19 protein-coding genes and 1 tRNA gene are annotated in these 21,257 nt (G+C 66.5%); 11 read left to right on the forward strand and 9 right to left on the reverse strand.

Annotated elements, in window-relative coordinates:
- Both ACTIFJ_RS00865 and fdhD read right to left on the reverse strand, forming a co-directional pair.
- Entirely contained in the window at positions 1-261 is a 261-nt protein-coding gene (locus tag ACTIFJ_RS00865; RefSeq protein WP_439532183.1) for an Lrp/AsnC family transcriptional regulator, read from the reverse strand.
- Between the two features lie 47 nt (positions 262-308).
- Positions 309-1,097 (reverse strand): formate dehydrogenase accessory sulfurtransferase FdhD, encoded by a 789-nt coding sequence (gene fdhD / locus ACTIFJ_RS00870; protein WP_439532184.1) that lies wholly within the window; start codon positions 1,095-1,097, stop codon positions 309-311.
- A gap of 365 nt (positions 1,098-1,462) precedes the next feature.
- Between fdhD and ACTIFJ_RS00875 the strand changes: the two genes are divergently transcribed.
- From ACTIFJ_RS00875 to ACTIFJ_RS00885, 3 genes are read left to right on the forward strand one after another with little or no spacing between them, the layout of a single operon-like run.
- A complete protein-coding gene (locus tag ACTIFJ_RS00875; protein WP_439532185.1) occupies positions 1,463-2,578 on the forward strand; it encodes an efflux RND transporter periplasmic adaptor subunit in 1,116 nt (371 codons plus the stop codon).
- Positions 2,578-5,748, forward strand: coding sequence for a multidrug efflux RND transporter permease subunit (locus tag ACTIFJ_RS00880; protein WP_439532186.1), 3,171 nt, complete (start codon positions 2,578-2,580; stop codon positions 5,746-5,748). Before ACTIFJ_RS00875 ends, ACTIFJ_RS00880 begins: the two co-directional genes overlap by 1 nt.
- Positions 5,745-7,175 carry an efflux transporter outer membrane subunit gene (locus ACTIFJ_RS00885; protein WP_439532187.1) on the forward strand — a complete coding sequence of 477 codons (1,431 nt, stop codon included), beginning with the start codon at positions 5,745-5,747 and terminating at the stop codon, positions 7,173-7,175. Before ACTIFJ_RS00880 ends, ACTIFJ_RS00885 begins: the two co-directional genes overlap by 4 nt.
- Positions 7,176-7,184: 9 nt before the next feature.
- Here the strand turns inward: ACTIFJ_RS00885 and ACTIFJ_RS00890 are convergent, their stop codons facing one another.
- The 4 genes from ACTIFJ_RS00890 to ACTIFJ_RS00905 form a co-directional block, all read right to left on the reverse strand.
- The gene (locus tag ACTIFJ_RS00890; protein ID WP_439532188.1) at positions 7,185-8,717 is read right to left on the reverse strand and encodes an EAL domain-containing protein; all 1,533 of its coding nucleotides are present in this window, start codon (positions 8,715-8,717) and stop codon (positions 7,185-7,187) included.
- Between the two features lie 328 nt (positions 8,718-9,045).
- Positions 9,046-9,120: transfer RNA gene (locus tag ACTIFJ_RS00895), tRNA-Thr, on the reverse strand.
- A gap of 40 nt (positions 9,121-9,160) precedes the next feature.
- On the reverse strand, positions 9,161-10,267 hold the full coding sequence (locus ACTIFJ_RS00900; RefSeq protein WP_439532189.1) for a succinylglutamate desuccinylase/aspartoacylase family protein: 1,107 nt from the start codon (positions 10,265-10,267) through the stop codon (positions 9,161-9,163).
- On the reverse strand, positions 10,267-10,539 hold the full coding sequence (locus tag ACTIFJ_RS00905) for a BolA family protein (protein WP_439532190.1): 273 nt from the start codon (positions 10,537-10,539) through the stop codon (positions 10,267-10,269). Before ACTIFJ_RS00905 ends, ACTIFJ_RS00900 begins: the two co-directional genes overlap by 1 nt.
- A 109-nt stretch (positions 10,540-10,648) precedes the next feature.
- Here ACTIFJ_RS00905 and ACTIFJ_RS00910 point away from each other — a divergent pair, with 109 nt between their 5' ends.
- The 5 genes from ACTIFJ_RS00910 to ACTIFJ_RS00930 are packed head-to-tail and all read left to right on the forward strand — an operon-like array spanning position 10,649 to position 15,372.
- Positions 10,649-11,173, forward strand: a complete 525-nt coding sequence (locus ACTIFJ_RS00910) for a DnaJ domain-containing protein (RefSeq protein WP_439532191.1) — start codon at positions 10,649-10,651, stop codon at positions 11,171-11,173.
- Between the two features lie 5 nt (positions 11,174-11,178).
- Positions 11,179-12,195 (forward strand): cobaltochelatase subunit CobS, encoded by a 1,017-nt coding sequence (gene cobS, locus ACTIFJ_RS00915; protein WP_439532192.1) that lies wholly within the window; start codon positions 11,179-11,181, stop codon positions 12,193-12,195.
- Positions 12,196-12,207: 12 nt separating this feature from the next.
- Positions 12,208-14,079: a cobaltochelatase subunit CobT gene (gene cobT / locus ACTIFJ_RS00920; protein WP_439532193.1), complete on the forward strand. Its 1,872-nt coding sequence runs from the start codon at positions 12,208-12,210 to the stop codon at positions 14,077-14,079.
- Between the two features lie 22 nt (positions 14,080-14,101).
- Positions 14,102-14,650, forward strand: a complete 549-nt coding sequence (locus ACTIFJ_RS00925) for a TIGR04282 family arsenosugar biosynthesis glycosyltransferase (protein WP_439532194.1) — start codon at positions 14,102-14,104, stop codon at positions 14,648-14,650.
- The gene (locus ACTIFJ_RS00930; protein ID WP_439532195.1) at positions 14,635-15,372 is read left to right on the forward strand and encodes a glycosyltransferase; all 738 of its coding nucleotides are present in this window, start codon (positions 14,635-14,637) and stop codon (positions 15,370-15,372) included. The genes ACTIFJ_RS00925 and ACTIFJ_RS00930 overlap by 16 nt, the downstream gene beginning before the upstream one ends.
- On the opposite strand, the gene ACTIFJ_RS00935 is transcribed toward ACTIFJ_RS00930, so the two are convergent.
- Positions 15,299-16,369 (reverse strand): SDR family oxidoreductase, encoded by a 1,071-nt coding sequence (locus ACTIFJ_RS00935; RefSeq protein WP_439532196.1) that lies wholly within the window; start codon positions 16,367-16,369, stop codon positions 15,299-15,301. The genes ACTIFJ_RS00930 and ACTIFJ_RS00935 overlap by 74 nt on opposite strands.
- A gap of 110 nt (positions 16,370-16,479) precedes the next feature.
- Between ACTIFJ_RS00935 and ACTIFJ_RS00940 the strand changes: the two genes are divergently transcribed.
- Positions 16,480-17,400 carry a radical SAM protein gene (locus ACTIFJ_RS00940; RefSeq protein WP_439532197.1) on the forward strand — a complete coding sequence of 307 codons (921 nt, stop codon included), beginning with the start codon at positions 16,480-16,482 and terminating at the stop codon, positions 17,398-17,400.
- On the opposite strand, the gene ACTIFJ_RS00945 is transcribed toward ACTIFJ_RS00940, so the two are convergent.
- Positions 17,397-17,684 (reverse strand): hypothetical protein, encoded by a 288-nt coding sequence (locus ACTIFJ_RS00945; protein WP_439532198.1) that lies wholly within the window; start codon positions 17,682-17,684, stop codon positions 17,397-17,399. The genes ACTIFJ_RS00940 and ACTIFJ_RS00945 overlap by 4 nt on opposite strands.
- Before the next feature lie 141 nt (positions 17,685-17,825).
- On the opposite strand from ACTIFJ_RS00945, the gene ACTIFJ_RS00950 reads away from it, so the two are divergent.
- On the forward strand, positions 17,826-18,278 hold the full coding sequence (locus ACTIFJ_RS00950; protein ID WP_439532199.1) for a glycine zipper 2TM domain-containing protein: 453 nt from the start codon (positions 17,826-17,828) through the stop codon (positions 18,276-18,278).
- Between the two features lie 16 nt (positions 18,279-18,294).
- On the opposite strand, the gene recQ is transcribed toward ACTIFJ_RS00950, so the two are convergent.
- On the reverse strand, positions 18,295-20,112 hold the full coding sequence (gene recQ / locus ACTIFJ_RS00955; RefSeq protein WP_439532200.1) for a DNA helicase RecQ: 1,818 nt from the start codon (positions 20,110-20,112) through the stop codon (positions 18,295-18,297).
- Positions 20,113-20,228: 116 nt separating this feature from the next.
- On the opposite strand from recQ, the gene ACTIFJ_RS00960 reads away from it, so the two are divergent.
- Positions 20,229-21,251: an esterase-like activity of phytase family protein gene (locus tag ACTIFJ_RS00960; protein ID WP_439532201.1), complete on the forward strand. Its 1,023-nt coding sequence runs from the start codon at positions 20,229-20,231 to the stop codon at positions 21,249-21,251.
- Positions 21,252-21,257: the final 6 nt, after the last annotated feature.

Genomic DNA, 21,257 nt, shown 5'->3' on the forward strand with positions numbered 1-21,257 from the left:
TCAGAAATAGACGTCGTCCGGGTTGTACACATGATAGGCGACAAGTGTCTTCGTCTTGCGGATGCCATCGATGGCGGCAAGGCTGTCGTTGACCAGTTCGCCGACATCCTTGCGCTCTTCGATGGCAAGTCGGACCAGAAGATCCCATTTGCCGCTGATCGAGGACACCTCGAGCACGCCCGGAACCTCCTTCACGATACGTCGGCCGACCTTGTACGTCTGGCCGCGCTCGCAGGAGACGAAGATGAAGAAGTTCTGCATGGCAATACTCTAGAGCGGTTTGGTGACAGGGGGAACCAGCACAAGCATCATGCGCCAGCCTCGGCGCCGATTTCCAGCGCCGAGTCCGGCCGGGCCAGCGCCACCAGCCGGAGCCCGGCTGCGGCGGCGCGGCGGGCGGCGAGCGTGGTCGCGGTCGAAATGCTGACCAGCAGCGGACAACCGGCAATGACGGTCTTTTCCACCAGCTCATAGCTGCACCGCGCGGTGACCAGGATGAAGCCGGTAGATGGCAGGATGCCGGCTCGGGCGAGAGCGCCGATCAGCTTGTCGAGCGCATTGTGGCGGCCGACGTCCTCGCGCACCAGGCGGATCCGGCCATCGGGCCCGCAGAAGGCAGCGGCATGGACACCGCCGGTCGTGGCATTGAGTGGCTGGTGAGGGCGCAGCGACGCCAGCGCCGTGAAGATCGAGGCGCTGGGCACATCGAGCGTGGCGGTGATCGGCGGCAGCGGCCGGGCGATCTGTTCAAGCGTCTCCAGACCGCACAGGCCGCAGCTGCCCTCGGACAGGCGGACGCGGACACGGTCGACGAGTGCGTCGGTCAGACGACGGTCGATCCGGGCCATCAGCCGCCAGCCGAGCGGAGTCTCCTGGGTACTGACCTCATGTATATCGCTGGCGGCATCGACCAGCCGTTCGGCAAGCAGGAATCCCGTGGCAAAGTCCTCGAGGTCGGTGGGGGTCGCCATCATCACCGCATAACCGAGCCCGTTGATCTCGATTGCGACGGCCGCCTCGACCGGCAGCGGCCGGGTGATGTCGGCATGGGCGGTGGGGGTGAACTGCCGGACATGGTGCGGGACGGCACCGCTCATGGCAGCGGCGCCGGTGAACACTGGCGGGGCGGGGTGCGGTCGATGAGGGGTCGGTCGATCATTCGGAGCCTGAGCTTTGTGGTGCCATGGCAGTACAGGCTATTTCATCGGCATCCGCCAGTCTTGTCATCCCGCGCCCGGTGGAACGCAGAGTGCAGTCCCGACGTATCGCTTCTCACGAGCCGAGAAATCGATATGCCGGCTGGCCAGACGCGTTGCGACCCGTTATCGATAGTCAACCTGCCCGGGCAGGTATGGTTCAGTGGCGTGCGGCTCTGGTGTTCCGCCGAACGAGAGCGAGTGTTGTATTGAAACCCTCCCGGCGTCGCCATTTTGCTGCCTTTAGTATGATCGTCGCGGGCGCCATGCTCAGCGCGTGCGATAAGGGCGACGATGCGGCGCGTGAGGCCAAGGGGCCGCCCCAGGTCGGCTATGTCTCCGTCGTCTATACCAATGTGCCGTTGGTCGCCGAGCTGGCGGGTCGGGTGACGGCCTATGAAACCTCCGAGGTGCGACCGCAGGTGGAGGGCATCGTCCGTGAGCGGCTGTTTACCGAAGGCGCCGTCGTGCGGCGCGGGCAGACACTGTACCGGATCGACCCCCGGCTCTACGCCGCCACCCTCAACCAGGCGCGCGCCAACCTCGCCAGCGCCGAGGCAACCGTCGAGGCGGCGCGGATACGGGCCGGGCGGCTGGCGCCGCTTGCGAAGATGGAAGCGGTCAGCGCCCAGGACCTGACCGATGCCGAGGCCACCGCACGGCAGGCCGAGGCCAGCGTGGCGCAGGCGCGGGCGCAGGTGGAGACTGCCCGGATCAACCTGGCCTTCACCGACGTACCGGCGCCGATCAGCGGCCGGATCGGCCGGTCGCTGTTCACCGTGGGGGCGCTGGTTACGACCAACCAGGCCCAACCGCTCGCCGTGATCCAGCGGCTCGATCCGATCTTTGTCGACATCCAGCAGTCGAGCGCCGACCTGCTGGCGCTGCGGCGGGCGCTGGCGCCGGGGGGGCTCGCCCCGCCCCGCCCCCGCGTCCGGCTGCTGCTCGAGGACGGCAGCGAATATGGGTTGGCCGGTACGTTGCAGTTCTCGGAAGTGATGGTCAGCCAGACGACCGGCACGGTGACGCTGCGCGCCCGCTTTCCCAATCCGCAAGGCGAACTGCTGCCCGGCATGTTCGTCCGCGCCCGGCTGGCGCAGGGCATCGACACCAATGCGATCCTGGTGCCGCAGGCGGCCGTCGCCCGCGAGGCGCGCGGCGATGCCACGGTCTATGTCATCGGCGCCGACAACAAGGTCGCCCAGCGTGCGGTCGTGGCGACCCGGACACAGGGCACGGACTGGGTGGTGACCGGCGGTCTCAAGCCGGGCGACAAGGTTGTGGTCCAGGGCACCGGGTCCATCGAGCCGGGCGCCGCCGTCCGGCCGGTCCGGGCTGATGCGCCGCAGAATATCGTGGCCCCCGCCGCAGAGACGCGCTGATGTCCCGGTTCTTCATCGACCGGCCGATCTTCGCCTGGGTACTGGCGATCATCGTCATGCTGGCCGGTGTCGGCGCCATTCTGTCCTTGCCGATCGCTCAATATCCCGATGTCGCACCGCCGCGCGTCAACGTCCGCGCCACCTATCCCGGCGCCTCGGCCGAGACCATCCAGAACAGCGTTACCCAGGTCATCGAGCAGCAGCTGACGGGCATCGACGGCCTGCTGTACTTCAGTTCCTCCTCGTCCTCGCGCGGGCAGGTGACGATCTCCGCCACCTTCGAGAAGGGCACCGATCCCGATATCGCCCAGGTCCAGGTCCAGAACCAGGTCCAGCAGGCGCTGCCGCGGTTGCCGCAGCAGGTTCAGCAGCAGGGGCTGCGCGTCACCAAGTCGAACCCCGACTTCCTGATGATTGTCGGCGTCTATGACGAGACCGACCAACGCACCAACCGGGACGTTTCCGACTATCTGACCTCCAATCTCGAGGATCGACTGGCCCGCATTGAGGGCGTCGGCGAGATCAACGTCTATGGATCGCAATATGCGATGCGAATCTGGCTCAATCCCGATCGACTCGCCAGCTATGGGCTGATGCCCGGCGACGTGGTGACCGCCATCCAGAACCAGAACACCGAGGTGGCCGCCGGCGAGATCGGCGGGCAGCCGCAGCCGCTGACCCAGCGGCTGAACGCGACCGTCACCGCCCAGGCGCGGCTACAGACGCCGGAGGAATTTCGGGCCATCGTTCTTAAGACCGAGCCGAGCGGCGCCACCGTGCGCCTGCAGGATGTGGCGCGGGTCGAGCTGGGGGCGGAAAATTATGCTTCGAGTAGCCGGATCAACGGCCATCCCGGCGCCGGCATTTCGGTCTCGCTGGCGCCGGGCGCCGATGCGCTGAAGACGGCCGAACTGGTCAAGGCGATGGTCGAGGCGTCCGCGCCAGGTTTTCCTGCCGGCCTCAAATTTGCCTATGCCAATGACACCACGGCGTTCATCAAGCTGTCGGTCGAGGAAGTGGTGCAGACGCTGTTCGAGGCAATCGTCCTTGTCGTCCTTGTCATGTTCCTGTTCCTGCAGAGTTGGCGGGCAACGCTGATCCCGACCATCGCCGTGCCGGTGACACTGCTCGGCACCTTCGCGATCTTTTATGTGGCGGGCTTCTCGATCAACACGCTCACCTTGTTCGGCCTGGTGCTGGCCATCGGCCTGCTCGTCGATGATGCGATCGTCGTGGTCGAGAATGTCGACCGGCTGATGCGCGAGGACCCGACGCTGTCGGCGCGGGACGCAACCATCAAGTCGATGGAGCAGATCCAGGCGGCACTGATCGCCATCGCTATCGTGCTGTCGGCGGTGTTCCTGCCGATGGCCTTCTTCGGCGGGTCGACCGGCGTCATCTACCGCCAGTTCTCGGTGACGATGATCGCGGCGATGATCCTTTCGACGCTGGTCGCGCTGATCCTCAGCCCGGCGCTGACCTCGACGCTGCTCAAGTCGCCGTCGGAGGAGGGCGGAGAGGAGAAGGGCTGGGCGGAACGTCGCTTCCCGCGCGCCTATGGTTTCATGTCCGGTCTCGGGGAAGGCTTCAACCGGCGCTTCACCGAGACGACTGAACGCTATGTCGGCGCGGTATCCTATATGGTCGACCGCAAATGGATATTTGTTGCCATTTACACGGGAATTTTGGCCATTCTCGTCCTGCTTTTCGTTCGATTGCCGACGGGATTTCTGCCGACTGAGGACCAGGGCGCCGCCAGCCTGCAAATCCGCCTACCGGCCGGCGCCACCCAGGGGCGCACCATCGAGGTGCAGCGGGCGGTCGAGAAATATTTTCTTGAGCAGGAGCGCGCCAATACCAGCGTGATCTTCACCGTTGCCGGCGGTGGCGGTGGTGGCTCCTCGGGCCAGAATACCGGCCAGGGGTTTCTCAACTTCACCCCCTGGTCGGAACGCGAAGCCGAGGAGAACAGCGCCGATGCCATCGTCGCGAGGGCGACGGCGGCCTTTGCCAATTTCCGTGACGCGCAGGTGTTCGCGCTGGTGCCGCCGTCGGTGCGCGGGCTCGGCCAGTCCAGCGGCTTCACCATGCAGCTGCAAAATGCCAGCGGCATGCCGCCCGAGGAATTCGACGCCGCGCGCGACCGGCTGCTGGCGGCGGCCAATGCCGATCCGCAGCTCACCGGCGTGCGGTTGTCCGAACTGCCCAAAGTTGCCACGCTCGAGGTGAAGATCGACCAGCAGAAGCTCGCGGCGCTCGGGCTCAACCAGAATGATGTCAACCAGACCCTCTCGACGGCCTGGGGTGGGCGCTATGTCAATGACTTCATTGATCGTGGCCGGGTCAAGCGGGTGTTTGTCCAGGGCGACGCCCAGTTCCGCGCCGAGCCCGATAACATCGGCCAGTGGTTCGTGCGCGGGTCGGATGGCCAGATGGCGCCGTTCGATGCCTTTGCCCGCACCAGCTGGTCGCAGGCGCCGACGAGCCTGTCGCGCTTTCAGGGGCTGCCCTCTTATGAGTTCCAGGGCCAGGCGGCAGCAGGGGTCAGCTCGGGCGCGGCGATGGACCGGATCGAGGCGCTGGCAAACGAAATCCCGGGCACCAGCGTCGCCTGGGACGGCCTGTCCTTCCAGGAGCGACTGTCGTCCGGTCAGGCGCCATTTCTCTATGGGATCTCGCTGCTGATCGTCTTCCTCTGCCTGGCCGCACTTTATGAGAGCTGGACCGTGCCGATCGCGGTGATGCTGATCATCCCGCTCGGGCTGGTAGGCTCGGTGTTCGCGGTGACGCTGCGCGGACTAGAGAATGACGTCTATCTCCAGATCGGGTTGCTGACCACGATGGGGCTCGCCGCCAAGAACGCAATCCTGGTCATCGAGTTCGCCGAGCGGGCCGAACGCGAGGGGCAGCGGGTCATCGATGCGGCCCTGGAGGCGTCGCGCCGCCGCTTCCGCCCGATCCTGATGACCAGCCTGGCCTTCATCTTCGGCGTACTGCCGCTGGCGCTGTCGACCGGAGCGGGGGCCAACAGCCGGATTGCCATCGGCACGGCGGTGATCGGCGGCATGCTGACGGCGACGGTGCTGGCGGTCTTCTACATCCCGCTGTTCTTCGTGCTGGTGCGGCGAACGGTCCGCGATGCCTTCGCCAAGCCGGTGGCGGCCGAATGAACCGGCAATTCGCCTTGCTGGCTCTGCTGGCGACGAGCGGCTGTTCGCTGACTTCGCGTCTCGATCGGCCGGCGCCGCCGGTGCCGGCGTCCTGGCCGGTCGGCGATGCCTATCTGCGTCAGACCGAAGCGGGGCTGCCGACGGTCACCTACAGGGACGTGTTCCGTGACCCCTCGTTGCAAGCGCTGATCGAGACGGCGCTGGCCAATAACCGCGACCTGCGGATCGCCGCGGCCAATATCGCCGTTGCGCGGGCGCAATATCGCGTCCAGCGGGCCAGCATCTTCCCGCAGCTCGATGGCGGGGCCGGCTATATCCGCTCTCAGACTGCCAGCAGCGGGACCGGAACTGGCGGCGGATTTGCTCGTTCCGGCAATAATTTCTCTGCTGATATCGGTGTCAGTGGCTTTGAAATCGACCTTTTTGGGCGATTACGATCCCTTTCTGACGCGCAGCTCAACCGTTGGTTCGCCACCGAGGCGGCGGCGCGCACTACCCGGCTGACGCTGGTCGGCGATGTCGCCGACGCCTGGCTGGCCTATGCTGCCGACCGCAGCCTGCTCGGCGTGGCACAGGACACGGTCGCCAATGCCCGGCGAAGTGTCGCGCTTACCGAGGCCCGGCTGAGCGGCGGGATTGCCCCGCGCACCGATCTCGCTCAGGCCCGGCAGATTCTCGCGCAGGCGGAGGCTGATGTCGCGGCGCAGACGACGGCGCTGGCGCAGGACGTCAATGCCTTGCGGCTGCTCGTCGGAAGCGGCATCGACCCGGCGCTGCTGCCGGCGTCGATCGACGTGGCAGCGCCCACCGTGGCCCCTCCGCCGGCCGGACTCGATTCGGCGATCCTGCTGCGCCGGCCCGATATCGTCGAGGCTGAATATGAACTGCGTGCCACCAATGCTGAGATCGGCGCGGCCCGCGCGGCGCTGTTTCCGACGATTTCGCTGACCGGCATCGTCGGCTTTGCGAGTGATGCCCTGTCGTCGTTGTTCAGCGGCGACAGCTTTACCTGGCGCGCCGGTCCGGCGGTCAATTATCCGATTTTCCGCGCCGGAGCGGGTCGCGCCGGGGTCGAGGTTAGCCGCGCGCGGCGCGATGCCGCGCTCGCCAATTATGAGCGCGTCATTCAGGCCGGTTTTCGGGACGTCGCCGACGGGCTGGCCCGGCAAGGGACGATCACGGCGCAGCTCGGTGCCGTCGACCGGCAGGCTGAAGCAGCAGGAGAGACGTTCAAGCTGACAGAGGCTCGCTATCGCGGTGGCATCGACACGTTCCTTGCCAGCCTCGATGCGCAGCGGTCATTCTACGTCGCCCAGCGCGCGCAGGTAAACACGCGGCTTATCGCCGCCAGCAACGCGGTCGCCCTGTATCGGGCGCTCGGCGGGGATGCGCTTGTCGATACCGCTCCCGAGCCGACAGGCCGGTAGCTGCGCCGGTCAGGCGTTGAGATCCGGACATTGGGTGGCCAGATAGGCGTTGAACTCCGGCGCCGGCAGTGCCCGTGCATAAAGCCAGCCCTGCGCAAAGGGGACGCCGTTGTCGCGCAGATAGTCCGCCTGCTCTTGCCGCTCGACACCTTCGCCAATGATTGTCACCTCAAGCGCCTTGGCCATCTCAATTATGTGGAAGATCACTGCGCTTTTGGCCGATGGCACGCCGATCGTGTCTATGAAGGACTTGTCGATCTTCATGGCATCGAAGGTGATCTGTTGGAGATGCTGAAGGCTGGAATAGCCCGTGCCGAAATCGTCGATTGACAGGCGATAGCCTGATGCCCGTATCTTAAAGATGATCTCGCGGGCGGCATCATAATCCATGAAGCTGCGCTCGGTGACTTCGAGCCAGATTTGGCTGGTGGCAACGCCATGGGACGATACTAGTTCGTCCAGCTGCGCCAGCGCCATATCGGTGTGCAATGCGTCCGGCGCCAGATTCACGGAGATGTGCAACTCTCTGTTGCGGGCCAGCGTGGTGCCGAGGTCGGTGCCGATGTGCTGGATCGCCAACTTGGTGATATCGCCGATCAGCCCGGTATCTTCGGCCGCGGGGATGAAAAGATCTGGCCTGACCCAGCTGCCGTCCGGCCGCCGCCATCGGACGAGGGCCTCGGCGCCGACGCAGCGTCCGGTCCTGATCTCGACGATTGGCTGGTAATGGACCTCGAACTCGCCGTTGCGGAGCGCCGTTGCGATCTCGGCCTTGAACGACAGTCGCCGTCGCGATTGCCAGATGACAAGCGACACGACCAACGCTCCGATGAACAGGCTGATGGGCAGCAGGAGCAACTGCTCGCGACGCAGGGTCGACAGGAAGCTCGGCTCGCGTTCCATGGCAATGGCCGTCCAGTCGCCGGATCGAATGGCGCTGAAAGCGAATTTGCCATCTCGGTCGGTGCGTGGCGCGTCGGCCAATCGGGCCATAAGCTCGTCATGGCCTATGGTGTCGTTGCTCGTGGCGATGATCAGGCCGTCGCGCGTCGCTAGTCCCATCATGATCTGCGGCTCGGCGATGACGTCAACAAACCGCAACGGATCGATCAGCGCATTATATTGTCCCGAACTGATCGCCAGTTTGACGGCGCCGCCCGGCAGCGCGGGCTGGACACCTCGCGTCAGCCCCAACCCGTCCCGGGTAACGAAGTCCGGCGTTTCGAACATGATTTCGTCGCCGATCGGCCCCCAAGATGTGCATCGCAGGCGACCATTTTCGAAATAGCCGATCTCCTCGATGGCGCGGGTGTTGAACACTAGCCGGCGCATCAAGGTGATATGCGCAGGCGAGCAGGGTTTCGCGCGATCCGTGGCCAGTTCATCAAACACGCGCTGGGCGTCGGCCGTGGCCGTTCGCGTCCTGGTCAGGATCCGCTCGGCGATGGCGTCCAGCATTGCCTCTTCATCACTGATTGCCAGCGACCACGTGATCCATAGCATCCCGACAATCGGGACAATCGCCCCGGCAAGGGCGACCAACGTTGCAACCGCAAGAATGTGAAATCGGCGCAGACCAGTCTTCCCATGATTGGCTGTCGACGATCCTGCTATAGCTTTCAACCGCCGACAACTGCCGGCGTCGTGCAGGGCGTCTGACGCAATAGACAGATCCACCGCGGCGCTGTCGGCATTGCCGACGCGAGGGTCATGGTCTGCCCCGGTCGGAGGTGGGTGCGAGCATGGTTGAAATGTCCCGGAGACCGTGGCCTGCGATACCCGCACCGAACCTGACAAGAGGAGACCAGTGTATGTGCCGGCCGATCGGCTATGGGGTGCGCAGCCGCACGTCTTTCACAGGCGGCAATGCTGGTGCCGGATGAGGGGATTGAACCCCCGACCTTCGGTTTACAAAACCGCTGCTCTACCGCTGAGCTAATCCGGCATCTGCTTTGCACTAGCCGCGAGCGGGTTCAGGGGCAAGATCAGGGACAGCCATAGGCGCAGGCCGGATCGGGCGAGCTGTAGAGGATGCGGACCAGCGTGCTGCCGCGCTCGACGCGCGGATCGGTGACGCTGCTGGAGATGATGCCGGCCTGGGGCGCGACGAGCGTGTCAGTGGTGCGGCCGAAGGCATCGGAGATGCTGGCGACGGGCTGGCCCTGCTCCACCCGGCTGCCGAGCGGGACGACGAGCCGGGCCCAGCCGCCGCGGGGTGCGCGCACGCTGGCGAGTGCATTGCCTGTGACCGTCGCTGTCGGCTCGATGACCGTGCCGGCGAGCATCTTCTGCTCGCGCATCAGGTTCTGCAGGCCGGCGACGCCGCGGCTGATCATGGCTGCGTCGAAGCGTTCGGGATGGCCGAGTTCGAGGGTGATCGCCGGTACGCCGTCGTCGGTCAGGGTATTCTCGATGGTGCCCTTGTCGCCGCGATCGAGCTTGATGGCATCGGGCAGCATCAGCTCTGCCATACGCCGCGTCCGCGCATTGGAGGCGAAGACGTACATCACATAGGCGGTGCCGCGGGACTGGGTGTGAAGGTCGACAGCGAGATCGGCATTGGGCCGCATCAGGTTCTGCCACAGCAGCGCGGCATGGTGGGCGACGGCGCTGCCATCGAGGCTTCCCGGCATCTCGCGGTTGAGATTGGGGCTGTTGTGCGAACCGGTGGCCGTGAATTCCCGGGTGCTCTGCAACAGACCGGGCGGGTTGAGACCCGGGACGGCAATGACCGTGCCCGCGAGGCCGGCCGGATCGAGGCTGGCGACGAGACGGTGGATGACGTCGATTCCGTTCAGTTCGTCGCCGTGGGCACCCGCGGTGACCAGCAGCCGCGGGCCGGGCCGGGCGCCCTTGACGACGATGACCGGCACCAGCCAGCGCTGGGCCGTCGCCGTGTCGCCGGCGCGAAACCAGAAGCGGCTGGTGCGCCCCGAAGGCTGGTCGGCAACGTCGAGCCGGTCGATGACCGGAATGCCGTCAAGGCTGCCGACGGTTTCGGTCGCGGCGCGCGCCTGGCTGGTCAGCAGCGGGGCGATCAGTAGGGGGGCGAGCAGCAGCGGGCGCAGCACGGCGAGCAACATCGGGCGCATCAGGGCGCCTTTGGCGCAGACGCGCGGATGGCCAGCGCATGGACGCGTTCGTGCATCAGGTCGCCGAGCGCGGCATAGATCGCGCGCTGCATGGCGACGCGGCTCTGGCCGGCAAATGTTGCGGACTCGATGACGACGGTGAAATGGCTTTCGCCGGCGCCATTGTGGCCGGCGTGGCCGCGGTGCTTTTCACTGTCATCGATGATTTCGAGATGGCTGGGGGCGAGTGCGGCGATCAACCGCGCCTGCATTTCCTTTGCGACTGGGCCCATTTTTGTCTTCCTGTCGGCCATTGCGTCTGGCGGGTGAGCCGCTTCATACAATAGTTTTCCCTGAACCCAAGGATAGACCCCCATCGCCGCCAGCCGCTTTCATGGCCGCATGCCCCAGCCCGAGCCGCGTGCCTGCGCCGCAACGGGGTGCGCCGAGGCGGGCGAGTTCCGCGCGCCGCTGAGCAACCGCGTGCCCGGCGACCGCGCCGGATGGCAATATTTCTGCCTGGAGCATGTCCGGGCGTTCAATGCGCGGTATAATTTCTTCGATGGCCTGTCCCCGGACGAGATCTACGAAGCGCAGTCGCCGTTGGCCGGCTGGGAGAAGGTGGTGACCGAACGGGGGCGCCAGGCCTTTCACTTCGGCGATATCCACGAGATGTTCGGGGCCGACGCGCGGCCAGCCCGGCCGGTGCTGCGCTGGCCGGCGGCCGGCGACGCACGGGCGCTGGGCGCGCTCGGGCTTGACGACAGCGCCACCGCCTTGACCGTGCGCCGCACCTACAAGGCGCTGGTTCGCCGTTATCATCCGGACAGCAATGGCGGCGACAGAGCGCACGAAGGAAAGTTGCAGGCCATCGTCGCAGCCTATACGCATTTGCGCGCACAACCTCGTTTCAAGTCGGAGTCCTGATTCCTGTGGCCACTGCCCCCGCTGTTCCCGAATTCGCCAACCCCCATGGAAGCACCGTATTGTCGGCGCCGGACATGACCGTCGATGCCCGCGAAATGTTCGGCGTCGATGTCGACATGGCGATTCCGGCCTTTTCGGTCGCCGACGAGCGGGTTCCGGATTTCGATCCCTCTTATGTGTTCGATCCGGATACCACGTTGGCGATCCTGGCCGGCTTCGCCTTCAACCGGCGGGTGATGATCCAGGGCTATCACGGCACCGGCAAGTCGACCCATATCGAGCAGGTCGCGGCGCGGCTGAAATGGCCGTGCGTCCGCATCAACCTCGATTCGCACATCAGCCGCATTGACCTGATCGGCAAGGATGCGATCGTGCTGAAGGACGGCCAGCAGGTCACCGAATTCCGCGAGGGGCTGCTGCCCTGGGCGCTGCAGACGCCGACCGCGCTGGTGTTCGACGAATATGACGCCGGCCGCCCTGATGTGATGTTCGTTATCCAGCGCGTGCTGGAAGTGGAGGGCAAGCTGACGCTGCTCGACCAGAACCGGGTGATCCGGCCGAGCCCGTGGTTCCGGCTGTTCGCTACCGCCAACACGGTCGGCCTGGGCGATACCACCGGGCTTTACCATGGCACCCAGCAGATCAACCAGGGGCAGATGGACCGCTGGAACATCGTCACAACGCTCAATTATCTGCCGCACCATACCGAAACGGCGATCGTCGTCGCCAAGGAGCCGAGTTTCGATACCGATGAGGGTCGCAAGCAGGTGGCGAACATGGTGCGCGTCGCCGACATGACGCGGGCCGGTTTCATCGGCGGTGACATTAGCACGGTGATGAGCCCGCGCACGGTGATCACCTGGGCGCAGAACGCCAAGATTTTCGGCAATATCGGCTTCGCCTTCCGCCTGTCCTTCCTCAACAAGTGCGACGAGGCCGAGCGGGGCATCGTCGCCGAATATTACCAGCGGGTGTTCGGCGAGGAGCTGCCCGAATCGGTCGCCGTCAAGGCGCGTCGCTAGGCCGGGTGCGGCATGGCCCAGGCTGACAATCCGCTCGAGGACTTTCGCCAGGCCGTGGCGGCGACGCTGCGGGCGATGGGCCACAATACCGGCGATCCGCGCTGGGAGGTGGAGCTCGCCTATACCGCCGACAAGCCGGGCTGCATCGGTGATTCGGCGCGGGTGCCGCAGCCGGGGCGGGCGTTGCCGGCCGATCAGGTCGCCGAGGTGCGCGGCTGGGCCGACAGCTTCGCGCTGCGGCACCGGCATCATGACGCCCGGCTCCATGGCCAGAGCCAGCCCGAAAGCGGCGCGGCGCGCGACATCTGGAACGCGCTTGAGCAGGCGCGGGTCGAGGCGCTGGGCAGCAACGACATGGCCGGCGTTGCGGTCAATCTGGCGCGGATGACCGAGACGCGGGTGCGGGCCGATCCGATCGTGCGCGCCCGCTCGGCCGAGGAAGTGCCGCTGGCGACCGCTCTCGGGCTGCTGGCGCGCGAGCGGCTTACAGGTGCGCCATCCCCGGCGACGGCGCAGACGGCTTTGGCCATGGTGCGCGCCGACCTCGAGGCGAAGGCGGGGGAACATCTTGACGAGTTGGCGCGGACAACCGGTGACCAGGCGGCCTTTGCCCGGGTGATGCGCCACATCCTCGCCGACCTCGGGCTGGGCGAGGACCCGGACACGCTGAACGAGGATGACGACGAGGCGAGCGATGAGTCCGAGGATCAGGACGACCAGCCCGGCGACGGCGAGGATGATGACACGCCCGAGCAGGGCGGCGACGAGCAGTCGACCGAGATGCGCGCCGAAGAGGGCGAGGACCCGCCCGAGGACGGCGAGACCCGTGAGATCGAGATGGACACCGACATGGTGTCCGAGGCCGAGATGGGCGAGGAGGGGCAGGAGGGGATGACCCCCTGGCGTCCCGATCGGCCCGACAGCGGTCTGCCGTCCGACTTCGACTACAAGGCCTATGCCACCGCGCATGACGAGGTGATCACTGCCGAGGAGCTGTGCGACGCCGACGAGCTGACGCGGCTCAGGGCCTATCTCGACCAGCAGCTGGTACCGCTGCAATCGGCGGTGACCAAGCTGGCCAACCGCCTGCAGCGCCGGCTGATGGCACAGCAGAACCGCAGCTGGGACTTCGACCAGGAGGAGGGGTTGCTCGATGCCGCGCGGCTTGGCCGGATTGTCACCAATCCTGCCTATGCACTCAGCTACAAGGTCGAGCGCGATACCGATTTTCGCGACACGGTGGTTACGTTGCTGATCGACAATTCGGGCTCGATGCGCGGGCGGCCGATCTCGATCGCGGCGATCTGCGCCGATATCCTGGCGCGCACGCTCGAACGCTGTGCGGTGAAAACCGAGATCCTCGGCTTCACGACGCGGGCCTGGAAGGGCGGGCTGGCGCGCGAGAAATGGCTGGCCGATGGCCGCCCGCCGAAGCCCGGGCGGCTCAACGACCTGCGCCACATCATTTACAAGCCCGCCGATGCGCCGTGGCGGCGGGCCCGCAAGAACCTCGGGCTGATGATGCGCGAGGGGCTGCTGAAGGAGAATATCGACGGCGAGGCGCTGCTCTGGGCCCATGACCGGCTGCTGGCGCGGCGCGAGGACCGGCGAATCCTGATGGTGATCTCCGACGGCGCGCCGGTCGACGATTCGACGCTGTCGGTAAACAGCGGCAATTATCTGGAACGGCATTTGCGTCACGTCATCAAGGGCATCGAGACGCGGTCGCCGGTCGAGCTCATCGCCATCGGCATCGGCCATGACGTGACGCGCTATTACGACCGCGCGGTGACGATCATGGATGCCGAGCAGCTGGGCGGCACGATCATCGACCAGCTGGCCGGCCTGTTCGAGAGCGATACGCCCAGGCGTGGCCGCCGCTAGCCCTGCCGGTCTGCGGGTCTGCGTGGTCACGCGCTTTCCCGTGCCGGGCGTGGCGAAGACGCGGCTGATCCCGGCGCTGGGGGCTGAGCGGGCGGCGGCGCTGCACCGGCGGCTGGTGGAGATGACCATGGCGGTGGTACGCGCCTCGGGATTGCCGGCTGAGATGCGGGTGACCGGTGCGCCCGCAGCGGATTTTGCCCGCTGGCTGGGTGATGACCTGATGATTGTCGATCAGGGCGACGGCGATCTTGGCGCGCGGCTGGCGCGGGTGCCGGCGCCATGCCTGCTGATCGGCGCCGATTGTCCCGATCTCCAGCCCGGCCATTTGCAGGCGGCGGCGGCGGCGCTCCACGACCATCCTGCGGTGCTGGGACCGGCGGCGGACGGCGGCTATTGGCTGCTCGGGCTCGCGGCGCCGTTGCCGGGGGTGTTCGAGGGGATCGACTGGGGCAGCGACCTTGTGGCGACACAGACGCTGGCGCGGCTGCCGGCGGGCATCCCGCAGCTGCCGGTGCTCGCCGATTGTGACCGGCCCGAAGATCTGGCTCGCTGGCCATGGCTGTTGGCATGAGCGTCGCCATCGTTATTCCGGCCTGGAACGAGGCGGCAACCCTGCCGCGCCTGGCGCGCTGCCTGGCTGCACTCGATCCGCCGCCGGCCGAGATCATGCTTGTCGACGGCGGCAGCGGGGATGGCACGCTGGAGGTGGCGGCGCGGCTGGGCATCCCCGTCATGGTCTCGGCCAAGGGGCGCGGGCGACAGGCCAACGCCGGGGTGGCGGCGACCAAGGCACCGATCGTGATGATCCTCCATGCCGATACCTGGCTGCCCGACGATGCGATGGCGGTGGCGGTACGCACCATGGCCGATCCGAAGACCGTGCTTGCCGGTTTCACCGCGATCCTCGCCGGCCCGGAGAAGACTCGCTGGGTGACCTCGCTGCACAACTGGCTGAAGACCTGGTATGCGCCGGCGCTGTTCCGGCCCTGGCTGTTCCTGCGCGGCGGGCGGCTGCTGTTCGGTGACCATGCGATGTTTTTTCGGCGTACAGCGTTCGAGGCGGTTGGCGGCTTCGACGCGCAGCTGGCAGTAATGGAGGAGGCCGATCTTTGCGTGCGGATGGTGCCGCAGGGGCGGACGCGCCTTCTGAACCGCATTGTCATCACCTCGGACCGGCGCGTCGCCGCCTGGGGCGAGCTGCGGGCCAATTGGATCTATCTCAAGGTCGGCATTCGCTGGGGGCTGGGGTGGCGGCTGAAGACGCTGGGACGCCTTTATCCGGACGTGCGCTGACGAAGCCGGCCCGCACTGCATGGGCGATCAGCCGGTCAAGCCAGGCATCGTCGGTCGGTTGGCAGGCCGGCAGGGGCGGGCCACCGGGCTCGAAGCGCGGATTGCGCAGCAGATAGGCCGTGTAGAGCGCGGCCGCGGCGGCGTGCCAACGGCGTTCGCCGGCCGGCAGGCTGGCGGGATCGAAGTGTGCGGAGGGAACGAACTCGGGAATGCCCAGCCCGGCCCGTGCCATCGCCGCGCGGATCGCCGGGACCGGGGTCGGTGTCGCCGCCACCAGATGCCGGCTGGTCCCGGCGAGCGCAGGAAAATGCGCGATGATGGCCAGCAGCCCGGCCATGACGTGGTCGATCGGCACCAGGTCGAGCGTCGCGCCCTCGGCGGCCGGCAGCATACGGATGCGGCGCTCGGCGATCAGCTTGAAAATCATGTAGATATTCTCGAAGCGGGCGATCTGCCCCTCCGCCCAGTCCCCCACGACCACCGAGGGCCGGGCGATGACGAAGGGTATGCCAGACGCCCGGACCAGCGCCTCGGCGGCGGCCTTGCTGGCTTCATAGCCGTTGGTGAAGCGGCGGCCGATGTGGCTGGCGCTGGTCGGTCCGTCGTCGGTGCCGCAGACATAGGCGGTGCTGATATGGAGCAGCCGTGCCCCGGCCGTTCGCGCTACATCGATAGCATGGTGTGTGCCGCTGACGTTAACCGCTTCCAGCATGGCTCGGGGCGCATCAAAGCTGGTCACCGCAGCGGCGTGGACGAGTAAGTCGATCGGCGGCGGCGTGGCGAGGCCGAGGCCGGGCAGGCGAACATCGCCGTGGCGGATGACGATGTCGCCGGCTGCCGGCAGGGCGTCCTCACGGCTGGGCAGCACGCGGCCGCCGTTATCGATAAGCATCGAGTTGCGATGGACAAGGGCTGTCACAGCATGGCCCTGGGCGGCCAGGCGGCCGACCAGCTCGGCCCCGATCAGTCCGGCGGCGCCGGTGACGAGCACGCGCATGTCAGTGGATCACGGCCGGTTGGCGTAGGGCTGGTGTTCGCTCATGCCGCATTGTGGTTGTAAAACATTGGGGCCTCAATAGGCTGACTTACTTGGAGACGTCCCGCGACATGACGCAGAGCCTGGTTACATCAGCGCCGGACAAGTTCCGTGATCCGCAGGTCACGGCGCGCGGCGAGCGGCGGGCGCAGGTGGCGCTGGTGGGGCTGGAGACGCTGTGGTTCAACACCGGCACGCTCTGCAACCTCGCCTGCAAGCACTGCTATATCGAAAGCTCACCGACCAACGACGCGCTGGTCTATCTGCGGTTGGCGGAGATGATGGTGTTTCTCGACGAGGCGGCGCAGACGGGACTGCCGCTGCGCGAGATCGGCTTCACGGGTGGCGAGCCGTTCATGAACCCCGAGATGGTGGCCATGATCGCGGCGACGCAGGCGTGCGGCCATGATGTTCTGGTGTTGACCAATGCGATGCGGCCGATGCGGCGGTTCGAGGCGGCGCTGGCCGGGCTGCGGCGCGAGCGGCTGACGTTCCGGGTCAGCCTCGACCATCATAGTCGCGCTGTCCATGATGCCGAGCGCGGCGCCGGCAGCTTCGACAAGGCGCTGGACGGGCTGTGCTGGCTGGTGGGGCAGGGGTTTGCTGTAGCCGTCGCCGGACGTCACCTGACCGGCGAGGATGAGGCCACCGCGCGTGAGGGCTATGCAAGGTTGTTCGCCGGGATCGGCATGGCCTGTCCACCGCTGGTGCTGTTTCCGGAGATGGACGCCGCTGCCGATGTGCCCGAGATCAGCACCGGCTGCTGGGAGATCTTGGGCGTACGGCCACAGGACCAGATGTGCTCCCATTCTCGTATGGTAGTGAAGCGGCGCGGCGCCGACCGGCCGGTGGTACTGGCGTGTACGCTGATCGCAGACCGATCCGACTTTGAAATGGGCGAAACGCTGGCCGAGGCGTCAGCCCCGGTGGCGCTCAATCACCCGCATTGTGCGCGCTTTTGCGTGCTTGGCGGGGCCAGCTGTTCAGGCTAGCAGCGCTTCGACTTACCGGCGATAACATTGCCGACGACCGCACCGCCGCCGGCGACCAGCGCCGTTTCGCCAACATTGCCGCCAAGCAGCGCTGCGCCGATCCCGGCCGCCGCAGCGCCGACGATGGTGCCGCGCTTTTCGGCCCGCTTCTTGGCTTGCAGGCATTCGGCCCGGCTCTGGTAATATTTCCCGTTATGCTCATAGCGAGTGCGCTGTGCCATGGCCGGAGACAAGGGCATCAGGCCGGCGATGGCGAGACAGGCGAGTGGGGTGAAAATGCGCATGAACGGCTCCTCTGTTATCGTCGCACCCTGCCGTTTTCATCCTGAACATGTGCTTATAGCGGAATTCAGAACCGATTAAGTGCGACTCGATCATTCATTCTAACACAGCCCGATTGGCGGGTTGCCATGGAGACCGCGATCATGCGCATTTCCCTTGTTGTTGCTGCGGCTGCCGCGCTTGGTGGCCTTTCCGCTCCCGCCCTGGCCGATGACTGGCGCCGGGGCTCCCCGCATGGCTGGAACGGCTATCAGGATGTCCGCCACTTCGACCGTCGTGGCGATCGGCGCGGCTATCAGAACGGCTATTATCAGAATGGGGGCGGCTATTACGCCCCGGCGCGCGGCTATCCCCAGCCCGGCTGGCAGGGCAGGGGTTATGACCCGCGCTATAACGGCTATGATCGCCGCTTCGACCAATGCCGTGGCAACAGCGGCGTCGCCGGCGCGGTCCTGGGTGCGGTGATCGGTGGCGTGCTTGGCGACCAGGTCGCCCAGCGCGGCGACAAGACCATGGGTACCGTTGTCGGCGCCGGTCTTGGTGGCGTCCTCGGGTCGACCATCGAGCGCAGCGGCCGCGATCGCCGCTGCCGCTGACGGCACGGGCCTCCGCCTAGCGGAGGCCCTCGCCCTCGGTGATCGCTGACAGGAATGCCGGCCCCCAGGCCGCGAGCTTGCCGGCCCCAACGCCCGAAATGCCCGCCATCGCCTCCAGCGTCGCCGGCCGGCGGCTCGCCATGGCCCGCAGCGTTGAATCATGGAACACCACATAGGGCGGCAGGCCGGCCTCGACGGCGAGTTCGCGACGCAGCGACCGCAGCTTTTCGAACAAAATCTGATCGGCACCGCTGAGGCTCTCACTAGCAGCGGCGGTGTCGCGCTTGCGGGCGCTACCACGGTCGGGTTTGAGCGGGTCGCTGACTTCCCGGCGCATCGACAGCTGCGTTTCCCCACGCAGCAAGCCACGGGCAGCGGGGCCGAGCGTCAGGCCGCGATGCTCCGGATCGCGGTACAGTGCCTCCATCGTCTCGAGTTGGCGCACGACGTCGCGCCAGCGGGTGGTGCTCAGCGATTTGCCGATGCCCCAGACGCTGAGCGTCTCATGGCCGAAGCGGCTGCTGCGTTCGCTCGGCTTGCCGGAGAGGACATCGATGACATGGCCGGCGCCGAAGCGCTGGCCGGTGCGGACGACGGCCGAGAGGAATTTCTGCGCCGCCTCGGTCATGTCGTCGACCGGCGGCGGCGACAGGCAATTGTCGCAGTTGCCACATGGCGGCGGCGTCGGCTCGCCGAAATAGCGGAGCAAGGGCTGGCGGCGGCAGTTGGCGGTTTCCAGGAAGGCGACGAGAGCTGATAGCCGGGTGCGCTCCCGGGCCTTGTGATCATCATTGCCATCGGACTGGTCGATGAAACCGCGCAGCCTCTGGATATCGTCGGCGCCCCAGATCAGCTGGGCAGTGGCCGGGTCGCCGTCGCGGCCGGCGCGGCCGGTCTCCTGATAATAGGATTCGATCGATTTCGGCAGGCCGAGATGGCCGACGAAGCGGACATCCGGTTTGTCGATGCCCATGCCGAAGGCGATGGTGGCGACCATCACCATGTCCTCGGCGCGGACGAAGGCCGCCTGGTTGGCGCGGCGATCGGCCGGGTCCATGCCGGCGTGATAGGCCCGCGCGTTGAGGCCGGCCTCGTTCAGCCAGTCCCGCACCCGCTCGGTATCGGCGCGGGTGGGGGCGTAGATGATGCCGGACTGGCCACCTTGGGTCTGAACGAAACTGACCAGCTGGCGGCGTGCGTCTGTCTTGGTGGCGACCTGGTAGCGGATGTTGGGCCGGTCGAACCCGGCTACGACCATATGGGCGATGTCAATGCCGAGCTGGGTGCAGATGTCCGCACGGGTCTCGACATCGGCGGTGGCGGTGAGCGCTACGCGCGGTACCCCGGGCAAGGCATCGCAAAGGCTTTTGAGCCGGCGATATTCGGGACGGAAATCATGGCCCCATTGGCTGACGCAATGCGCCTCGTCGATGGCGATCAGGGCGATCTCGATGCGGCCGATGAGCGACCGGAAGCCTTCGGTGGCGGCGCGCTCGGGGGCGACATAGAGCAGGTCGAGCTGGCCGTCGCGCAGCGCGTCGAGCGTGGCGCCACTGTCCTGGCTCTGGCTGTTGAGCGTGGCCGCGCGCACCCCGCTGGCACGCAGGGCGCGGACCTGGTCCTCCATCAGCGCGATCAATGGCGAGATCACCAGCGCGCAACCAGGCCTGACCAGCGCCGGCACTTGATAGCAGAGCGACTTGCCCGCACCGGTCGGCATGATCGCCAGCACGTCGCCGCCGCCGCAGACACGTTCGATGATCGGTTGCTGCTGGCCGCGAAAGGCGGTGAAGCCGAAGACGCGGTGCAGCACATCGTGGGGGGAGGGCATCATATCGCGGCATGGATAGCCGCTTGCGGCGGGGGCTGCTACTGCTTGGTGCAATGCAATATCGCGCTTTTCTGACGGCCGCGAGGTTGAAGGCCCGGCGGCCCGTTCGTGTGGCCGTCATGATGTTTGCGGTCGCCGCCTGCGCGCTTTTCTACGATCCCGCCAATCTTGGCGGCGACGATTCGCGCGCCGCCTCGCCGGGCGATGAGCTGCCGATCAGCGCGGCGCCGTTGCCGCTCAACGTCAACGATCCCGGCGTCGACCGGATCGGCGCGCTGCGCTTCATGGGCGCCGTGCACATCCGGTCGTCCGATCCGGCCTTCGGGGGCATTTCAGGATTGCGGGCCGGTAAAAATGGCTATTTCCTGGCGGTCACCGACACCGGCAACTGGCTCAGCTTCCGGTCGCTCGAACGGGATGGCCGGCTGGTCGGCATCCGCGAGGCGCGGCTGGTCCCGATGCGCGATGGCGAAGGCAAAATACCCGAGTTCAAGCGCGATATCGATGCCGAAGCGTTGGAATGGGATCCTGAGAGTGGCGACGCCAGCGTCGTCTTCGAAGGCCAGCATCGCCTGATGCACTGGAAGGGCCTCGATCCGGCCAGGCCCGCGACGCTGTCGGCGCCCGCGCGCTGGACGGAACGACTGCCGGAGATGGTCGACTGGCCGTCGAATGGCGGCGGCGAGGCGGTGGTGGTCTGGAAGGCGCCCGACGGGCAGCCGGCTCGGGTCATTGTCGGCGAGGACCGGGTGCTCGAGGATGGCCATCGGCTGACGCTGTTCACTCACAAGTCGCGGACGCGCTATGTCGGGATCGAGGGTGTGCCCGAGCACAAGCCTACAGACGCAGTGATGCTAGACGGATCGCGGATGCTGCTGTTGCACCGTCGGTTCAATCTGAAGGGTATCGGGGCGGCGGTGAGTATGGTCGACCTGTCGCCTCTGCTGGCCGTAAAGCCGGCGACGCGGCTGAAAGGGCAAGTCCTGGCCTCGTGGGCAATGCCGTTCACTCTCGACAATATGGAAGGCATTGCCGTGGTCCGCGAAGGCAAGCGGACCTTTGTATTCATCGTCTCGGACGACAATCTGACGAGCCTGCAGAAGACCGTGCTGATGAAGTTTGAGCTGATGCTGTCCTCGTAACGAAAG

The organism is Polymorphobacter sp. (assembly GCF_051860865.1).
Lineage (GTDB): Bacteria > Pseudomonadota > Alphaproteobacteria > Sphingomonadales > Sphingomonadaceae > Sandarakinorhabdus.

Coding starts and splice junctions, on each gene's coding strand:
- ACTIFJ_RS00865 (WP_439532183.1), bottom strand. CDS start 261: ATGCAGAACTTCTTCATCTTCGTCTCCTGCGAGCGCGGCCAGACGTAC.
- fdhD (WP_439532184.1), bottom strand. CDS start 1,097: ATGAGCGGTGCCGTCCCGCACCATGTCCGGCAGTTCACCCCCACCGCC.
- ACTIFJ_RS00875 (WP_439532185.1), top strand. CDS start 1,463: ATGCTCAGCGCGTGCGATAAGGGCGACGATGCGGCGCGTGAGGCCAAG.
- ACTIFJ_RS00880 (WP_439532186.1), top strand. CDS start 2,578: ATGTCCCGGTTCTTCATCGACCGGCCGATCTTCGCCTGGGTACTGGCG.
- ACTIFJ_RS00885 (WP_439532187.1), top strand. CDS start 5,745: ATGAACCGGCAATTCGCCTTGCTGGCTCTGCTGGCGACGAGCGGCTGT.
- ACTIFJ_RS00900 (WP_439532189.1), bottom strand. CDS start 10,267: ATGCGCCCGATGTTGCTCGCCGTGCTGCGCCCGCTGCTGCTCGCCCCC.
- ACTIFJ_RS00905 (WP_439532190.1), bottom strand. CDS start 10,539: ATGGGCCCAGTCGCAAAGGAAATGCAGGCGCGGTTGATCGCCGCACTC.
- ACTIFJ_RS00910 (WP_439532191.1), top strand. CDS start 10,649: ATGCCCCAGCCCGAGCCGCGTGCCTGCGCCGCAACGGGGTGCGCCGAG.
- cobT (WP_439532193.1), top strand. CDS start 12,208: ATGGCCCAGGCTGACAATCCGCTCGAGGACTTTCGCCAGGCCGTGGCG.
- ACTIFJ_RS00930 (WP_439532195.1), top strand. CDS start 14,635: ATGGCTGTTGGCATGAGCGTCGCCATCGTTATTCCGGCCTGGAACGAG.
- ACTIFJ_RS00935 (WP_439532196.1), bottom strand. CDS start 16,369: ATGCGCGTGCTCGTCACCGGCGCCGCCGGACTGATCGGGGCCGAGCTG.
- ACTIFJ_RS00940 (WP_439532197.1), top strand. CDS start 16,480: ATGACGCAGAGCCTGGTTACATCAGCGCCGGACAAGTTCCGTGATCCG.
- ACTIFJ_RS00945 (WP_439532198.1), bottom strand. CDS start 17,684: ATGCGCATTTTCACCCCACTCGCCTGTCTCGCCATCGCCGGCCTGATG.
- ACTIFJ_RS00950 (WP_439532199.1), top strand. CDS start 17,826: ATGCGCATTTCCCTTGTTGTTGCTGCGGCTGCCGCGCTTGGTGGCCTT.
- recQ (WP_439532200.1), bottom strand. CDS start 20,112: ATGATGCCCTCCCCCCACGATGTGCTGCACCGCGTCTTCGGCTTCACC.
- ACTIFJ_RS00960 (WP_439532201.1), top strand. CDS start 20,229: ATGATGTTTGCGGTCGCCGCCTGCGCGCTTTTCTACGATCCCGCCAAT.